Here is an 18259-nt window from a genome sequence, read left to right on the forward strand (position 1 = left end):
AATTAAAATGGCAAGATATACTGGTCCTAGCACAAGAATCGCTCGTAAATTTGGCGAAGCAATCTTCGGAGATGATAAATCTTTCGAAAAAAGAAATTACCCACCTGGACAACACGGGATGGCTAAAAAAAGAGGAAAAAAATCTGAGTACGCTGTTCAGTTAATGGAAAAGCAAAAAGCTAAATATTCTTACGGAATTTTAGAAAAACAATTCAGAAATTTATTCGAAAAAGCATCAGCAACTAAAGGTGTAACTGGTGAAGTTTTATTACAATTATGCGAAGCAAGATTGGATAATGTTGTTTTTAGAATGGGAATTGCTCCATCTAGAAGAGGTGCTCGTCAAATTGTATCTCACAGACACATTACTGTTAATGGTGAAGTTGTAAATATTCCTTCTTACCACCTTAAGCCTGGTGATAAAGTTGCAGTTCGTGAAAAATCTAAATCTTTAGAAGCTATCGAACGTTCTTTATCAAATTCAAGTCATGTTTATGAATGGATTACTTGGAACAATGATCTTAAAGAAGGAACTTTCGTTTCTGTACCTGCAAGACTTCAAATTCCAGAAAACATTAAAGAACAATTAATCGTAGAGTTGTACAACAAATAATAATTGACTTAGTCGAAATTTATGGCAATATTTAATTTTCAAAAGCCCGATAAAGTTATCATGATCGATTCAACCGATTTTGAAGGTAAATTTGAATTTAGACCTTTAGAACCTGGTTACGGATTGACAGTTGGTAATGCACTTAGAAGAGTTTTGCTTTCAGCATTAGAAGGTTATGCAATTACATCTGTTCGTATCGAAGGTGTAGATCATGAGTTTTCTACTATTTCAGGTGTTGTTGAAGATGTTACCGAAATTATCCTTAATCTAAAACAAGTGCGTTTCAAACGTCAGATTGAAGATATCGATAATGAAGCAGTTACAATTTCTGTTTCTGGTAAAGATCAATTGACAGCAGGTGATTTTCAGAAATTTATTTCAGGTTTCCAAGTTTTGAATCCAGACCTTGTTATCTGTAATTTAGATTCTAAAATCAAATTGAACTTCGATTTAACTATCGAAAAAGGTAGAGGATACGTTCCTGCTGAAGAGAACAAAAAACAGAATGCTGCAATTGGAACCATTTTTACAGATTCGATTTTTACTCCGGTAAAAAATGTAAAATATGCAATTGAAAACTTCCGTGTTGAGCAAAAAACAGATTATGAAAAATTAGTTTTTGAAATTAAAACTGATGGTTCTATTAATCCAAAAGATGCCCTTACTGAAGCTGCCAAAGTTTTAATTCACCATTTCATGTTGTTTTCTGACGAAAGAATTACACTTGAGGCTGACGAAATTGCACAAACAGAATCGTATGATGAAGAGTCATTGCATATGAGACAATTGCTTAAAACTAAGCTTGTTGATATGGATTTATCTGTAAGAGCATTAAATTGCTTGAAAGCGGCTGAAGTTGATACACTTGGTGATTTAGTATCGTTCAATAAAAATGACCTAATGAAATTCCGTAATTTTGGTAAAAAATCTTTAACTGAACTTGATGAACTTGTTGCAGTTAAAAATTTAACTTTCGGAATGGACTTAGCTAAATACAAATTAGATAAAGAATAATTTACTTCATATTTTGCTCTCCATAGCGGATTGTAGCAAGATGAAGATAAAAAAAACACGTCATGAGACACGGAAAAAAATTCAACCACTTAAGCAGACAGACTGGACATAGAAAAGCTATGTTAGCTAATATGGCTTGTTCTCTTATCGAGCACAAACGTATTAACACTACTGTTGCTAAGGCTAAAGCGCTTAAACAATTCGTTGAGCCTTTAATCACAAAATCAAAAGAAGATACGACTCACAACCGTCGTATTGTTTTTGCTTACTTACGTAGTAAATATGCTGTAACTGACTTGTTCAGAGACGTAGCTGCTAAAGTTGGTGACCGCCCAGGTGGATACACTCGTATCATTAAAGTTGGAAATCGTTTGGGAGATAATGCTGATATGGCAATGATCGAACTTGTAGATTTCAATGAACTTTACAATGGAGGTAAAAAAGAAGTTAAAAAAGCAAAAAGCCGTCGTGGTGGTAAAGCTAAAAAAGCTGAGGAGACTACTCCAGAAGCTCCTGCTGCTGAATCAGAATCGACTACTGAAGCTTCTGAATAATTATGAAAGTAATGATTCTATAGAAATCAAGGATAAGCTAATTTTTAGTTTATCCTTTTTTTTTGATTTTTTTTAAACTAGATGAAATTTAACTTATTTCAGTAAGTAGGTTTTATTTTTATGAAGGAAATTTTTAAAAAATCTTGGAAGCACTCTTTTAAAGAAGTAAATTTGCAAAATATCTAATTTCAATTGAAACGCGGTTTGCGCGTTTTAAGCAAAAATTATAAAACAACACAAATTAAAGAATGAAATACACTACACGACAAAGCGCCATTTTACTATTAAGTGATGGGACAATTTTTCACGGAAAATCTATCGGAATTAGCGGTAAGACTTTTGGTGAAGTTTGTTTTAATACTGGAATGACTGGATATCAGGAGATTTTTACAGATCCTTCTTATTTTGGACAAATAATGGTAGCAACAAATGCTCACATTGGAAATTATGGTGTTAATGATTTGGAGGTAGAATCTGATAGTATCAAAATTGCTGGTTTAGTTTGTAAAAACTTCAGTTTTAATTTTTCTCGCGAATTGGCTTCAGGAAGCTTAGAAGATTACTTTGCGAAGCAGAATCTAATCTGTATTTCCGATGTTGATACTCGTGCACTTGTAAGTTATATCCGCGATAATGGTGCTATGAATGCCGTGATCTGTACTGATGGAACTTCAATTGAAGATTTGAAAAAAGAATTGGCAAATGTGCCAAACATGGAAGGTTTAGAGTTGGCATCAAAAGTATCAACTACTGAGCCTTATTTTTTTGGTGATGAAAATGCGACTTACAAAGTTTCGGCATTAGATCTTGGAATTAAGAAAAATATTTTAAGAAATCTTGCCAAAAGAGATTGCTACATTAAAGTTTATCCATATAATTCGACATATAAAGATATGGCTGAATTTAATCCTGATGGGTATTTCTTGTCTAATGGGCCTGGAGATCCAGATCCTCTTTTTGGAGCTATCGAAGTTGCAAAAGAAATATTGGCTGATGATAAACCATTATTTGGAATTTGTTTAGGACATCAAGTTATTGCTTTGGCAAATGGAGTTCAAACTTATAAAATGTTTAACGGACACCGCGGAATTAATCATCCTGTGAAAAATTTAATTACAGGTAAAGGTGAAATCACTTCTCAGAATCACGGTTTTGCTGTGAATAAAGAACAGTTAGATAATCATCCAGATTTAGAAATTACACACTTACATTTAAATGATGGTACGGTAGCGGGTATGCGCATGAAAAACAAAAATTGTTTTTCTGTACAGTATCACCCAGAAGCTAGTCCTGGGCCACATGATTCGTCTTATTTATTCGATCAATTCGTAGAGAACATCAAAGAAGCTTCTGCTAAAACGATATAGTTAATAAATAAAGGTGTTTAATAGTTAGAATGCATTTTTTCTATTAAATATTTTTATAATTTCGAAAAAAAATATAATTTATTAATAAAAAAACAAAAATAATGAGTATTATAATTAAAGTTCACGCAAGACAAATTCTTGATTCTAGAGGAAACCCAACTATTGAAGTTGATGTAGTAACTGAAAATGGGGTTTTAGGTAGAGCTGCTGTTCCATCTGGAGCATCAACTGGAGAGCACGAAGCTGTTGAATTACGTGATGGAGGTAAAGCTTATCTAGGTAAAGGAGTTTTGAATGCAGTGAATAATGTAAATACTGTTATTGCTGAAGAATTAGTTGGGACTTCTGTTTTTGAACAAAATACTATCGATCAATTAATGATTGATTTAGACGGGACTCCAAATAAATCAAAATTAGGAGCTAATGCTATTTTAGGAGTTTCTTTAGCTGCTGCTAAAGCTGCTGCAAATGAACTTGGATTGCCTTTATACAGATATGTAGGTGGAGTTTCTGCTAATACATTACCTGTGCCAATGATGAATATCATCAATGGTGGTTCTCACTCTGATGCACCTATCGCATTTCAAGAATTTATGATTTTCCCAGTAAAAGCAACTTCTTTTACACATGCTATGCAAATGGGAACTGAAATTTTCCACAGCTTGAAAAAAGTATTACACGACAGAGGTTTAAGTACAGCTGTTGGTGATGAAGGAGGTTTTGCTCCAAACTTAGCTGGTGGTACTGAAGATGCTTTAGATACTATCAAGCTAGCAGTTGAAAAAGCAGGATATACTTTCGGTGACGAAATTATGATTGCGCTTGACTGTGCGGCTTCTGAGTTTTATGTAAACGGTAAATACGACTATACTAAATTTGAAGGAGAAACTGGAAAAATCAGAACTTCTGAAGAGCAAGCGGATTATTTAGCTGAACTTGCTGCTAAATATCCAATTATTTCTATCGAAGATGGTATGTATGAAGATGACTGGGATGGATGGAAATATTTAACAGACAAAATTGGACATAAAGTACAATTAGTTGGAGATGATTTATTTGTAACTAACGTTGCTCGTTTGTCAACTGGAATCGAAAAAGGAATTGCGAATTCAATTTTAGTAAAAGTAAACCAAATTGGAACTTTGACAGAAACTATTGCTGCAGTAAATATGGCTAAAAACGCTGGATATACTTCAGTTATGTCTCACCGTTCTGGAGAAACAGAAGATAATACAATTGCTGACTTAGCAGTTGCTTTAAACTGTGGACAAATCAAAACGGGTTCTGCTTCACGTTCTGATCGTATGGCTAAATACAACCAATTATTAAGAATTGAAGAAGAACTAGGAAGTACTGCTTATTTCCCTGGGTTAAACGCTTTCAAGATCAAATAATTGTAAGAGTTATATATTGAAAAGAAACCATTCGTGTTAACGAATGGTTTTTTTTTGGAGTTTTAACAAATTCATAGCAGGATTCTTTTTTTAGTTAGTCTGAAATTCATTAGATTTGATAAATTATTATTTTATAGAATTATTCCCGATTATATTATGTCAAAAATAGCTACATTAGAAGTAGATGGTAAAAAAATTGAACTTCCGGTTATCACAGGGAGCGAAAATGAATCAGCTATCGATATTAACAAATTACGTGACTTAACAGGTGTTATTACAATTGATCCAGGTTATAAAAACTCGGGATCTTGTACAAGTGAAATCACTTTCTTAGACGGAGAATTAGGAATTTTGCGTTATAGAGGATACTCAATCGAAGATTTAGCTGATAAAGCTAGTTTTTTAGAAGTGTCATATCTTTTAATTTTTGGAGAATTGCCTACTGCTGCAGAATTGGAACAATTTGAAAATGGTATTAAAAAACATTCGTTAGTAAACGAAGAAATGAAAAATATCATTGACGGTTTTCCAAAAACTGCGCATCCAATGGGCGTATTATCTGCTTTAACAAGCGCTTTAACTGCTTTTAATCCAAAAGCGGTAAATGTTGATAATGAAAAAGAAATGTATGAGGCAATTTGCAAAACAATGGCTAAGTTTTTAGTTATTGCAACTTGGACATACAGAAAATCAATGGGTTATCCTTTGAATTATTATGATAACACAAAAGGATATGTTGAGAGCTTTATGCAGTTAATGTTTAAACTGCCTACTGGACCTTATGCGGCAAATCCTGTAATTGTTAATGCATTAGATAAATTGTTTATTCTTCATGCAGATCACGAACAAAACTGTTCTACTTCAACAGTAAGAATGGTTGGTTCTTCTCATGCTGGTTTATTTGCATCAGTTTCTGCTGGAGTTTCTGCACTTTGGGGACCTCTTCATGGAGGTGCTAATCAAGCTGTACTTGAAATGTTGGAAGATATCAACAATGATGGTGGAGATACTGATAAATTTTTGGCGAAAGCAAAAGATAAAAATGACCCTTTCCGTTTAATGGGATTTGGTCATAGAGTATATAAAAATTTTGATCCAAGAGCAAAAATCATTAAAAAAGCAGCTAAAGAAGTTTTAGAAACTTTAGGTGTTGATGACCCGATTTTAGAAATTGCTAAGAAATTAGAAGCTGCAGCTCTTGAAGATGAGTACTTCAAATCAAGAAACTTATATCCTAATGTGGATTTCTATTCTGGAATTATTTACAGAGCATTAGGGATTCCAACAGATATGTTTACTGTTATGTTCGCTATTGGAAGACTTCCAGGCTGGATCGCACAATGGAAAGAAATGCGTGAAAACAAAGAGCCAATTGGAAGACCAAGACAAATTTACACAGGTCATCCTTTGAGAGAATTTAAACGTAACAAATAAAAAACAGAAAGCTTCACTTACAATGTGAAGCTTTTTTTATCTTTGCTCAAAATATAATAAAGTCATGTTGCAATTAAATGTAAAGAACGAAACTTCAAGACTGCGCGCTGTAGTTTTAGGTTCAGCCGTTCATAATGGGCCAACTCCAACCTTAGAGGAAGCTTATGACCCTAAGTCATTGGAACATATTAAAGCAGGAACATATCCAATAGAAAAAGACATGGTTCTTGAGATGGAAGCTTTTAATTCTGTTTTTAAAAAATATGATGTAAAAGTTTATCGTCCAGAAATGATCGAGAATTATAATCAGATTTTTGCCAGAGATATAGGATTTGTAATTGATGATGTTTTTGTAAAATCGAATATACTGCCTGATCGCGAACGCGAATTAGATGCTATTCAATATGTAATTGATCAAATCGAACCGCAAAAAGTAGTTCGCCCGCCAGAAGAAGTTCATATTGAAGGTGGCGATGTTATGCTTTGGAATGATCATATCTTTATTGGTACTTATAAAGGAAGTGATTACAAAGATTATATCACAGCTAGAACTAATATGCATGGTGTTAATTTTATTAAAGAGCTGTTTCCAAATAAAATTGTAAAAGAATTCGATTTGGTTAAATCTAAATTAGAAGCCAGAGATAATGCATTGCACTTAGATTGTTGTTTTCAGCCAGTTGGTGAGAATAAGGGGATTATTTATAAAAGAGGTTTTCGTGAAGAAGCTGATTATCTGTATTTGGTAAATTTTTTTGGAAAAGAAAATTTATTTCATATCGAAAGAAATGAAATGTATAACATGTTTTCGAATGTATTTTCTATTGATAAAAATGTTGTGGTTTCTGAGAAAAATTTCACTCGATTAAATAATTGGCTGCGTGCAAATGGTTTTACAGTTGAAGAGATTCCGTATGCTGAAATTGCAAAGCAAGAAGGTTTGCTGAGATGTTCAACTTTGCCATTAATTAGAGACTAAAAATAGTTTTTGAGTTTCAAGTTTCAGGTTTCAAGTTTTGTATAACGTGAGATCTGAAACTTAAAACTTGAAACAAAAAAATATAAAAAAATGAAACAGACAACAAACGCAATCGTAATGATTAGGCCAGTTGCTTTCAGAATGAATGAGCAGACTGCAGTTAATAATTATTACCAAAAAGTATTAGACGGTTTATTGCCAAGTACTGTGAATGCAAAAGCGCAGCAGGAATTTGATGCTTTTGTTGAAAAACTTAGAGATGTTGGAGTTGATGTAACTGTAATCGAAGATACTTTAGAAACAGATACTCCGGATAGTATTTTTCCGAATAACTGGGTTTCATTTCATGAAAATGGCGATGTAGCTCTTTATCCAATGTTTGCTGAAAATAGACGTCAAGAACGTCGCGAGGATATTTTAGACACTTTAGAAGAAAAGGGTTTTGAAATTTCTAATATAATGGATTATACTTCGGCAGAAGATGATGGTTATTTTTTAGAAGGAACAGGAAGTTTGCTTTTAGATCGTGCTAACGCAAAAGCATATTGTGCATTGTCGCCTCGTGCAGATGAGGAATTATTTATCGAATTTTGTGAAGATTTTGATTATGCACCTGTAATTTTTGAAGCTTTTCAAACTGTTGATGGCGAAAGAAAACTAATCTATCATACAAATGTGATGATGTGTCTTGGTGAAACTTTTGCAGTTATTTGTGCAGATTGCATCGATGATAAAAAAGAGCGCAAAATGGTTCTTGATAATTTGAAAGATGATAAGAAGGAAATTATTTTAATTACCGAAGATCAAGTAAATAATTTCGCAGGAAATATGCTGGAAGTTAGAGGAACAAACGATAAAAAATATATTGTGATGAGTGCATCAGCACATCAGAGTTTGACTGCAAAACAAATTGCGCAATTAGAAAAACATGCTGAAATTTTGAGTTCAAGCCTAGATACTATTGAGGCTTGCGGAGGTGGAAGCGCACGATGTATGATGGCTGAAGTATTTTTGCCGAGAAATTAGGAAAAGCAATTTAGATAAAATAAAAAGGGATAAAGCGTAAAGTTTTATCCCTTTTTTTATGTTTTAAAAAAGATGCTTTGTGTTAAAAATTTCCTTTTATAATATTTACGATTGAGCTTACGATATATTGAATTCCGATAGAAATTACAATAAAACCAACTATTCTTGATATTGCTACGATTCCTGAAGCTCCAAGTATTCTGGCAAGGTAGTGAGCACTTTTTAAAATTGCAAAAATGACTACAGCAATTGCTAAAATTGCAAGACATGAAAAAATGATTTCTTCCATTTGATGATGTTCTTGATAGAAAGCTATTAACAATGACATTGATCCAGGACCTGCAAGCATTGGAATTGCTAGAGGTGTTAACGCAATGTCGTTTCTCTGTTGAGCTTCGTTTTCGATCTTTTTGTTAATGCCTCGTTTCTTGTTGAACTTTCCTGATAATAATGAAAATCCTGAATTTACAATTACAATTCCTCCTGCAATTCGTAATGCATCAATGCTTATTCCAAAAAAAGTTAAAACATATTGGCCTATAAAATAAGAAACCAATAAAATTATACCAACATTTATGGCTGTCCAAAGAGAAATTCTTGAACGTTCTTTTTGCGAATCATGCTGTGTCAATCCGACAAAAATAGGGACAGTGCCAATTGGGTTTAATACTGAAAAAAGTGCGGCAAATAAATAAATGAATAGATCCATAAAGTTTTGGTTAGTCAAGTAAAAGTAGTTAAATTTTTATATAGACAGAATGTTTTACATTATGTTATTATTTTTTTAGAGTCAATATTCTGAATCAATAAGGTAAGCTAAGCTCATTCTTTTTAACTACTTTTGCGTTTTAAATTAAAAAGATGAAAAATAAAAAAACTTTGCTTCTTGGTGCAACGACAAAACCAGATCGTTATGCATTTAGAGCTATAAATATGCTTACTCAAAAAGGACACACAGTATTAGCGATTGGCCAAAATGCTGGAGAAGTTGCCGGAGTAAAAATTTATACAAAACAAATTCCGGTTAAAAATATTGATACCGTTACTTTATATTTGAACCCAAGCCGACAACGTGATTATTATAATTACATTATCGAAGCACAACCTAAAAGAGTTATTTTTAATCCTGGAACTGAAAATCCAGAATTATACCAATTGTTGGAATTAAATAATATTAAAGTAGAAGTTGCTTGTACGTTGGTTTTGTTGGCAACAAATCAATATTAATTATACGAAACTTTTTTGTCAGCTTTACAATTTTATTGGAAAGCTTTGTCTTTTATTTACAGGTAGAAAGATCATTAAATGTGAATTTCTTAAAAGTTTGAATTTAATTGTTTCAAAGTCTTTGATACCGTTAAAAATGTTACTTTTGTCGACATGGAATTTTCATCAAAATTAATAGAGAAAGCGGTTAACGAAATGTCGCAATTGCCAGGTATTGGCAAGCGTACAGCTTTGCGATTGGTTCTTCATTTGCTTAAACAGCCAAAAGAGCAAACAGGATTTCTGTCACAAGCTTTGTTAAACATGCGAGAGGATATTAAGTTTTGTGAAAACTGCCATAATATTTCAGATACCAAAATCTGCGAAATTTGTGCTAACGTTTCAAGAAATCAGCAGATTATTTGTGTTGTAGAGGATATTCGTGATGTCATGGCGATCGAAAATACAGGTCAGTACAAAGGTATTTATCATGTACTTGGTGGAAAAATTTCTCCAATTGAAGGTGTTGGTCCGAGTCAGTTAAATATTTCAAGTTTAGTTGAAAAAGTTAAATCTGGAAAAGTAATAGAAATCATTTTTGCACTTAGTTCAACTATGGAAGGAGATACGACCAATTTTTATATTTATAAGCAAATTGCTGAATCTCAAATTGTAATTTCAACTATTGCAAGAGGAATTTCGGTAGGTGATGAACTAGAATATGCTGATGAAGTTACCTTAGGCAGAAGTATTTTACATCGTGTTCCTTTTGAAAAAACATTCAAAAATAATTAAACAACCCCCAAATAAAATATAGATTTTCTGAAGATTAAAGGAAAAGCTATATTTGCGCTAAAATTTCAATAATGACAAAAAATAGTTTTTATATTCTGTTGCTGGTTAGTATGCTTTTTACCTCATGTATACCAATAAAAGATTTGGTATATCTTCAGGATAAAAATAGTTCTGAAGAGAAAAACGCTGTTGTTGCAGTCGAAACAAAACCTTATCGATTACAGGTTAATGATGTTTTAAGTATTACTATAAAGGCTATAGATCCTAAATTAGTTTCGATTTTTAGTAAATCAGAAAATGCTAATTCGACAACAGGAAGGTCGGAAGCAGCCTTATATTTTGATGGTTTTACTGTTGATGATCATGGGAATATTAGAATTCCAATATTAGGAGAAGTAAACGTTATTGGCTATACTTTAGAAGAAGTTCGAGTGATGATTGAGAAAAAATTACTTGAAGAATATTTTAAAACAGAGGCAAACATTTTTGTTACTGTGAAGTTAGCAGGTTTTAGATATACGATAAATGGAGAAGTAGGAAGTACTGGAACAAAAACGCTGTTTCAAGAACATGTTAATATTATGGAGGCTGTCGCAAATGCAGGAGATATTAATACAGTTGGAAATAGAAAAGCAGTAACAATAATTCGTCAGACTCCCACTGGAGTTCAAATGAACGAGATTGATCTTACTGATGTCAACGTAATGAAATCGCCGTACTATTATTTACAGCCTAACGATTATATTTATGTAAAACCTTTGAGACAAAAAACTTGGGGGACTGGTCAGACAGGAATTCAGTCAATTGGCACAATTATTACTTTATTATCACTGGCAACAACAGTTTATTTAATTTTAAAATAACTTTAAAACAAAAACGAGATTCAGAGGATGTTAGATATAAAAGATTTTTCGATTTTTGAAAATCAATCAAGTTTTGATTTTAAAGGTTTGTTGTTGAAGATTCTAAGTTATTGGAAATGGTTCTTAGTAAGTTTAATCATTGCGCTTACTATTGCATATCAAGTAAATATTCGTAAAGAAAAAATTTACGGAATGCAGACACTGATTTCAATTAAAGAAGAAAGCAATCCGTTTTTCACTTCTAATACAAGCTTAGTCTTTAATTGGGGAGGTATTTCTGATCAAGTAAGTGGAATAACAACCATATTGCAATCAAGATCTCATAATGAGCTGGTAGTTAGTAAATTACAATATTATGTAGACTACCTTACAATGGGTAAATATAACTTGATTGACTCTTATGGTGCTGTGCCTTTTTATGTGGATATTGATAAATCAAGAGGACAGTTAGCTAATACGTTAATTAAAATTAAGTTTATCAGTGCAAATGTGTACGAAGTACATATACCGTTTGAAAGCAATTCGGTTTCACTTATTAATTATGCTGAAAATTTATATTCTAAAACTGCTGTTCAGCCTGTAGAATTTGTAAAAAGATATAAAGTTGGGGAAAAGGTTTCTCTGCCTTTTTTAAACTGGAAACTGCAAATTAATGATAACCCTGGTTTGTATGAAGGGAACGAATATTTTGTCAGGTTTAATGATTTTGATGGAACAGTTTCTCGTTATAAAGGTATAGATGTTAGTTCTGATGATAAGGGAGGTTCCATATTGACATTAGGAATGCAGGGGACAAATAAAGCGAGACTTGTTGAGTATCTTAACTCAACAGTTAAGATGTTGATTAAGATCCAGCTTGATGGCAAAAACCAATTTGCGAATAACACTATTAAATTTATTGATAGCACACTTGTCGCCATGGAGTCTCAATTGAAACAAACTGGAAATGAGTTGAAATCATTTAGAAAAGATAAAAACATATATGAAATAGAAGGCGGGGGTGCTAAATTTTCTGATAAAATAACGGATTTTGATGTTGCAAAAGACCAAGTAACCAGAAAAATAACGTACTATAATTCACTAAAAGCTTATTTGAATAATAGTGTTGATTATTCAAGACTTCCAGCTCCATCTGTAGCAGGAATTGATGATCCTAATATTGTCGCAAATATTTCTAAGTTAATAGCACTTTCTACTCAAAGATCTGAAATGGCTTATGCTGTCAAAAGTGACAAAATTTTTAAAGATTTTGACAATCAAATGGAGGCTGTAAAAAGTGTTTTGCTAGAAAATATTGTTTCTGCAAAGTCATCATTGCTTTATGATCTATCTTTAATAAATGCAAAAATCGGGGAGGCTGAAAATACAATTAAAAGACTTCCGGAAGAACAGCAAGAGCTATTGAAAATTCAAAGAAAATATGATTTAAATGACAATATTTATACGACATTTTTACAAAAACGAAATGAAGCAGAAATTGTTAAAGCATCTAATTTGTCAGATATTCATTTTATTGATCCGGCGAAAGATATTGGTGGTGGGTTAGTGGGGCCAAAGACTTCTGTAAATTACATCTTGGCTTTGTTTTTAGGTGTTTTGATCCCTTTATTAATTGTTCTGGCTATTTTCTTTATTAATAATTCTATTCAAAATACAGAAGATGTAACTAAATTAAGCCAGATACCAATAATTGGAGTAGTTGGTGTTAATAAAGGAGCTAACCTTGCCGTTTTTGATAAGCCAAAATCGGCCCTTTCTGAATCTTTTAGAGCAATTCGATCATCATTGCAGTTTTTGTACAAAAAACAGCAAGTGAACGGTTCGAAAACTTTGATGATTACTTCGTCTATAAGTGGAGAAGGTAAAACATTTTGTTCTATAAACATTGCTACAGTTTTCGCTTTAAGCGAAAAGAAAACAGTGATTGTAGGTTTAGATTTAAGAAAACCAAGATTAGCTGATGAATTTAACTTAATAAATCAAATAGGTGTTGTCAACTATTTAATTAAGCAAAATAGTTTGGGAGAAATTACGAACTCAACAAAGATTCCAAATCTTGATGTTATACTTTCTGGACCAATCCCGCCAAATCCATCAGAATTGATTTTAAGTGATTCTATGCGTGAATTGATTGATGAGTTAAAACAGAAATACGATTACATCATTTTAGATACGCCTCCTGTTGGTTTAGTTTCTGACGCTCTGGAACTGTCTCAATATTCAGATGTGACATTATATATTGTTCGACAGAACTATACTAAAAAAGATATGATTACGTTGTTGAACACAAGAGTTAAGAGTGGGGAGTTAAATAATGCAAGCATTGTTTTGAATGGTTACGAAAATAAGGCAAAATATGGATCTGCTTACGGATATGGTTATGGATATGGAGATTATTCTAATGGCTATCTTGATGAAGAGAAAAAAATAAGCCCTGTAAAAACTTTTTTAAATAAATTGAGAAAGAAATAAATTTGCTTCAAATGGAAACATCTAATCGAAATACTATTTTAATTACTGGTGGAGCAGGATTTATTGGCTCAAATTTGTGTGAATATTTTTTAGAGCTGGGTAATAAAGTAGTTTGTTTAGATAACTTTTCAACTGGTCATCGTCGTAATTTGGATAGTTTTATTCAAAACCCAAATTTTAGATTAATAGAAGGTGATATTCGAAATATTACGGATTGCGCTTTAGCTGTTAAAGGCGTTGATTATGTTTTGCACCAGGCAGCTTTGGGCTCTGTTCCGAGGTCTATAAATGATCCAATTGCCACAAATGATGTAAATGTTTCGGGGTTTCTAAATATGCTGGTTGCTTCTAGGGATGAAAAAGTAAAACGTTTTGTATATGCCGCCAGTTCTTCAACATATGGAGATTCTATTGGATTGCCAAAAGTTGAAGAGGTAATTGGTAAACCATTATCTCCCTATGCTATTACAAAATATGTAAACGAATTATATGCTGATATTTTTAGCAGAACGTATGGTTTGGAAACTGTAGGTCTGCGTTATTTTAATGTTTTTGGAAGACGACAAGATCCGCAGGGAGCTTATGCCGCTGTAATTCCAAAATTTGTTATGCAATTAATGAAACATGAAAGTCCAATTATAAATGGTGACGGGAATTACTCAAGAGATTTTACATATATAGAAAATGTAATTCAGATGAATGAATTGGCAATGAAAAGCCAAAACCCTGAAGCTGTAAATACAGTTTACAATACCGCATTTGGTGAGCGAAATACACTAAATGATTTGACAAGATATTTAAAAAAATATCTTTCAGACTTTGATCCAAAAATTGCAGATATTCAAATTATCTATACTGATAATAGAGCGGGAGATATTCCCCATTCATTAGCTAGTATTGATAAAGCAAAAAAAATATTGGGCTATAACCCTAAATATTCTTTGCAGGAAGGTTTGAAAGAAGCTGTAAATTGGTATTGGAATAATTTAAGAGAACAGTAGACTAAGATAATAGTATTATAAATGAAAATAACAAAAATTTGTTGCATAGGTGCAGGTTATGTTGGAGGTCCAACAATGGCAGTTATAGCTCAAAAATGTCCACACATTCAAGTTACTGTAGTTGATTTGAATGAGCAAAGAATTAAGGATTGGAATGATCCAAATACAGAGAATATTCCAATTTATGAGCCAGGTTTATCTGAAATTGTAGCCGAAGCAAGAGATAGAAATTTGTTTTTTTCTACAGATGTTGAAAAAGCAATAGATGATGCCCAGGTAATTTTTATATCAGTTAATACGCCTACTAAAACCTATGGTAAAGGAAAAGGTATGGCGGCTGATTTGAAATATATTGAATTATGTGCTAGGCAAATTGCAAAAGTTGCAAAGCAAAATAAAATAGTTGTAGAAAAATCTACCCTGCCGGTAAGAACAGCGGAAGCTATAAAAAGCATTTTAGATAATACTGGAAATGGAGTGCAATTTCAAATTCTATCTAATCCAGAATTTTTAGCAGAAGGGACTGCTGTAACAGATTTATTGAGTCCTGATAGAATCTTAATTGGTGGAGATACTACACCAGAAGGTGAAGATGCAATAAATGCTTTGGTTGAAGTTTATGCAAACTGGGTTGATAAAGATAAGATTTTAACAACGAATGTTTGGTCTTCAGAGTTGTCTAAACTTACTGCTAATGCATTTTTGGCACAACGTATATCTTCTATTAATGCGATGTCTGAATTGTGTGAAAAAACAGGTGCCGATGTGAGTGAAGTTGCAAAAGCAATTGGAATGGATAGTAGAATTGGATCAAAGTTTTTGAAGGCTTCAGTAGGTTTTGGCGGTTCTTGCTTTCAAAAGGACATTTTGAATTTGGTTTATATCGCTAAATCATATGGTTTGAATGAAGTAGCTGACTATTGGGAACAGGTAATCATAATGAATGATCATCAAAAAAGGAGATTTTCAAATAAGATAGTTCAGACATTGTACAACACTGTTGCTGATAAAAAGATAACATTTTTAGGATGGGCTTTCAAAAAAGACACAAATGATACACGTGAATCTGCAGCAATTTATGTAGCTGATGATTTGATCAATGAGCAGGCTAAAATTGCAGTATATGACCCTAAAGTATCAAGAAATAAAATGCTGAGTGACTTGGATTATTTGCAGACTAGATCAAGTGAAGAAAATAGTAATGCGCTCGATATATTTAATGATCCTTATAAGGCTTGCGAAGGTGCACATGCAATTGCAATTCTTACCGAATGGGATGAATTTGTTACTTATGATTGGCAAAAAATATATGATTCCATGCATAAACCTGCTTTCCTATTTGATGGGCGAAATATATTGAATGTAAAAGAAATTGAGTCGATTGGATTTATTTACAAAAGAATAGGTTCTTAATTGCAATTGATATTGAGGTAAAATTTAATATTAAGTTAATAATGAGGGTGGTGTTGTGGATTTTATTTCAATAAATTAGAGTTATGAATTGGTATGTGGTTTATACAAAGCCCAAATGGGAAAAAAAAGTGGCAGAGAAACTTACGCAGATTGGTGTTGAATGTTATTGTCCCTTAATTACTCAGGTGAAACAATGGTCAGACAGAAAGAAAAAAGTTGAAGTTCCTCTTTTTAACTCCTATGTGTTTGTACAGCTTTCTGAAATTGATCGGAATTCAGTTTTTAATGTTCCGGGAGTTGTAAGATACTTGTTTTGGTTAGGGAAACCGGCAATTGTTCGTGATGAAGAGATTAATATAATTAAATCTAGTCTTAAGGCTGCTAATGTAAGTGATATTACAGTAGCTTCAATTCAAGTGGGTGACAGAATAAAATTAGAATCGGGAGCTTTTAGTAATCAAGATGCAATTGTACAGGAAGTTTCAAAAACACATTATATATTGGTGTTAGAATCTTTGGGTTGTGTGCTAAAGATTAAATATAAATAGGAATTGCGCTGAAATAACAGAAATAAAAAACAGGAAATTAAATCGTCTTATTTTAGATTTTTTTTCCTGTTTTTTTTAATGGCTGTTTTTTTACGACCTGATTAGTAGTAGGTTGGTATTTTTTAGTTTTTTTCTTATTTTTTGTTATATAGTATTACGGGAAACCGTATTGAATAAATTGAGTTATTATGTTATATTTGCCGAGAATATACTTTTTTAGTAAACCGAGCAAATAAATGGGACTTGGAATGGCGAAGCCATGTGTTGTAATGATTAAAGCTAATATTTTTTAAATGAACGAAAACATAAAAATAGCTGTTATAGGTTTAGGTTATGTTGGTCTTCCTTTGGCAAGATTATTTGCTACAAAATACCCAGTTGTTGGATTTGATATTAACGAATCGAGAGTCGCCAGTTTAAAATCTGGAGTAGATTCAACATTAGAGGTTGATCAGGATGATTTGCACAAAGTGCTAGTTGATAAACCTACAGCAGAAGTTGGACTGTTTTGTACAAGTATCGCGGCAGATATGTCAGATTGTAATTATTTTATAATTACGGTGCCAACTCCAGTCGATCGAAATAATCGTCCAGATTTGACTCCTTTATATAAATCAAGTGAAACAGTTGGTAAAATATTAAAAAAAGGAGATATTGTTATTTATGAATCGACTGTTTATCCAGGTGTTACAGAAGAGCAATGTGTTCCTGTTTTAGAAGAGGTTTCTGGACTTAAGTTAAATGTTGATTTTTATGCAGGATATTCTCCTGAACGAATTAATCCTGGTGATAAAGAACATACTGTAGAGAAGATTCTAAAAGTAACCTCTGGCTCAACACCAGAAATTGGACTAAAAGTTGATGCATTATACAAATCAGTAATAACTGCTGGGACTCATTTAGCACCAACAATAAAAGTTGCTGAAGCGGCTAAAGTTATAGAAAATTCACAGAGAGATATAAATATCGCTTTTGTGAATGAGCTTGCGAAGATATTTAATTTAATGAATATCGATACTCAGGAAGTATTAGCGGCAGCAGCAACAAAATGGAATTTTTTGCCTTTTAAACCTGGTTTGGTTGGAGGGCACTGCATAGGTGTTGATCCTTATTATTTAGCACAAAGAGCCCAAGAATTTGGTTATCATCCTGAAATAATTTTGGCAGGACGACGTTTAAATGATAGTATGGGTGAGTATATTGCTTCGCAGGTAGTTAAATTAATGATCAAAAAAGGTATTTCAGTTAATGGAGCAAGTCTCTTAATGTTAGGTATTACTTTTAAGGAAAACTGTCCAGATGTTAGAAATACTAAAATAGTTGATGTTATTAGATCATTGAAAGAATATGGAATATCGGTTACAATTTATGATCCTTTAGCAAATATAAAAGAAGTGCAAAAAGAATATGGATTGATTACAGTGAATTCAGTTCCAAAAGAAAAATTTGATGCTATTGTTCTAGGTGTTGCCCATGCTGAATTTTTAAAATTAAATTTTTCAGAGTTGCAAAAAGATAATAGTTTATTATATGATGTAAAAGGAGTTTTAGGTACTATAGCCGATAATAGATTATAGTAG

Annotated in this window: 17 protein-coding genes; 16 read left to right on the top strand and 1 reads right to left on the bottom strand. The window is 32.5% G+C overall.

Annotation, left to right across the window (positions count from 1 at the left end; all coding sequences use genetic code 11):
• Positions 1-7 precede the first annotated feature (7 nt).
• From rpsD to GKZ88_RS18095, 8 genes are all read left to right on the top strand, one after another.
• Positions 8-613: a 30S ribosomal protein S4 gene (gene rpsD / locus GKZ88_RS18060; protein WP_029272055.1), complete on the top strand. Its 606-nt coding sequence runs from the start codon at positions 8-10 to the stop codon at positions 611-613.
• 21 nt (positions 614-634) lie between these two features.
• Positions 635-1627: a DNA-directed RNA polymerase subunit alpha gene (locus GKZ88_RS18065; RefSeq protein WP_026109818.1), complete on the top strand. Its 993-nt coding sequence runs from the start codon at positions 635-637 to the stop codon at positions 1625-1627.
• Positions 1628-1689: 62 nt separating this feature from the next.
• Entirely contained in the window at positions 1690-2181 is a 492-nt protein-coding gene (gene rplQ, locus GKZ88_RS18070) for a 50S ribosomal protein L17 (RefSeq protein WP_029272056.1), read from the top strand.
• A gap of 248 nt (positions 2182-2429) precedes the next feature.
• Entirely contained in the window at positions 2430-3548 is a 1119-nt protein-coding gene (carA, locus tag GKZ88_RS18075) for a glutamine-hydrolyzing carbamoyl-phosphate synthase small subunit (RefSeq protein WP_155103712.1), read from the top strand.
• A gap of 101 nt (positions 3549-3649) precedes the next feature.
• Positions 3650-4942: a phosphopyruvate hydratase gene (gene eno / locus GKZ88_RS18080; protein WP_155103713.1), complete on the top strand. Its 1293-nt coding sequence runs from the start codon at positions 3650-3652 to the stop codon at positions 4940-4942.
• A 156-nt stretch (positions 4943-5098) separates the two neighbouring features.
• A complete protein-coding gene (locus tag GKZ88_RS18085; protein WP_155103714.1) occupies positions 5099-6376 on the top strand; it encodes a citrate synthase in 1278 nt (425 codons plus the stop codon).
• Positions 6377-6440: 64 nt separating this feature from the next.
• A complete protein-coding gene (locus GKZ88_RS18090; protein ID WP_155103715.1) occupies positions 6441-7355 on the top strand; it encodes an arginine deiminase family protein in 915 nt (304 codons plus the stop codon).
• Positions 7356-7445: 90 nt separating this feature from the next.
• Positions 7446-8381 carry an arginine deiminase-related protein gene (locus GKZ88_RS18095; RefSeq protein WP_155103716.1) on the top strand — a complete coding sequence of 312 codons (936 nt, stop codon included), beginning with the start codon at positions 7446-7448 and terminating at the stop codon, positions 8379-8381.
• 82 nt (positions 8382-8463) lie between these two features.
• Here the strand turns inward: GKZ88_RS18095 and GKZ88_RS18100 are convergent, their stop codons facing one another.
• The gene (locus GKZ88_RS18100; protein ID WP_155103717.1) at positions 8464-9090 is read right to left on the bottom strand and encodes a MarC family NAAT transporter; all 627 of its coding nucleotides are present in this window, start codon (positions 9088-9090) and stop codon (positions 8464-8466) included.
• 152 nt (positions 9091-9242) lie between these two features.
• Between GKZ88_RS18100 and GKZ88_RS18105 the strand changes: the two genes are divergently transcribed.
• The 8 genes from GKZ88_RS18105 to GKZ88_RS18140 all read left to right on the top strand — a co-directional run bounded on the left by GKZ88_RS18105 (position 9243) and on the right by GKZ88_RS18140 (position 18256).
• On the top strand, positions 9243-9608 hold the full coding sequence (locus GKZ88_RS18105; protein WP_155103718.1) for a CoA-binding protein: 366 nt from the start codon (positions 9243-9245) through the stop codon (positions 9606-9608).
• 153 nt (positions 9609-9761) lie between these two features.
• Positions 9762-10382: a recombination mediator RecR gene (gene recR, locus GKZ88_RS18110; protein ID WP_155103719.1), complete on the top strand. Its 621-nt coding sequence runs from the start codon at positions 9762-9764 to the stop codon at positions 10380-10382.
• A gap of 71 nt (positions 10383-10453) precedes the next feature.
• Positions 10454-11245, top strand: coding sequence for a polysaccharide biosynthesis/export family protein (locus GKZ88_RS18115; RefSeq protein WP_155103720.1), 792 nt, complete (start codon positions 10454-10456; stop codon positions 11243-11245).
• A 27-nt stretch (positions 11246-11272) separates the two neighbouring features.
• Complete coding sequence (locus tag GKZ88_RS18120; RefSeq protein ID WP_155103721.1) at positions 11273-13717, top strand: tyrosine-protein kinase; 2445 nt, start codon at positions 11273-11275, stop codon at positions 13715-13717.
• 11 nt (positions 13718-13728) lie between these two features.
• Positions 13729-14718 carry an SDR family oxidoreductase gene (locus GKZ88_RS18125; protein WP_155103722.1) on the top strand — a complete coding sequence of 330 codons (990 nt, stop codon included), beginning with the start codon at positions 13729-13731 and terminating at the stop codon, positions 14716-14718.
• Between the two features lie 21 nt (positions 14719-14739).
• The gene (locus GKZ88_RS18130) at positions 14740-16131 is read left to right on the top strand and encodes a UDP-glucose 6-dehydrogenase (RefSeq protein WP_155103723.1); all 1392 of its coding nucleotides are present in this window, start codon (positions 14740-14742) and stop codon (positions 16129-16131) included.
• An 83-nt stretch (positions 16132-16214) separates the two neighbouring features.
• Complete coding sequence (locus GKZ88_RS18135; RefSeq protein ID WP_155103724.1) at positions 16215-16679, top strand: UpxY family transcription antiterminator; 465 nt, start codon at positions 16215-16217, stop codon at positions 16677-16679.
• A gap of 293 nt (positions 16680-16972) precedes the next feature.
• Positions 16973-18256, top strand: coding sequence for a nucleotide sugar dehydrogenase (locus GKZ88_RS18140; protein WP_155103725.1), 1284 nt, complete (start codon positions 16973-16975; stop codon positions 18254-18256).
• Positions 18257-18259: the final 3 nt, after the last annotated feature.

It is taken from the genome of Flavobacterium sp. LC2016-01 (assembly GCF_009711135.1).
In the GTDB taxonomy this organism is placed as follows: Bacteria; Bacteroidota; Bacteroidia; order Flavobacteriales; family Flavobacteriaceae; genus Flavobacterium.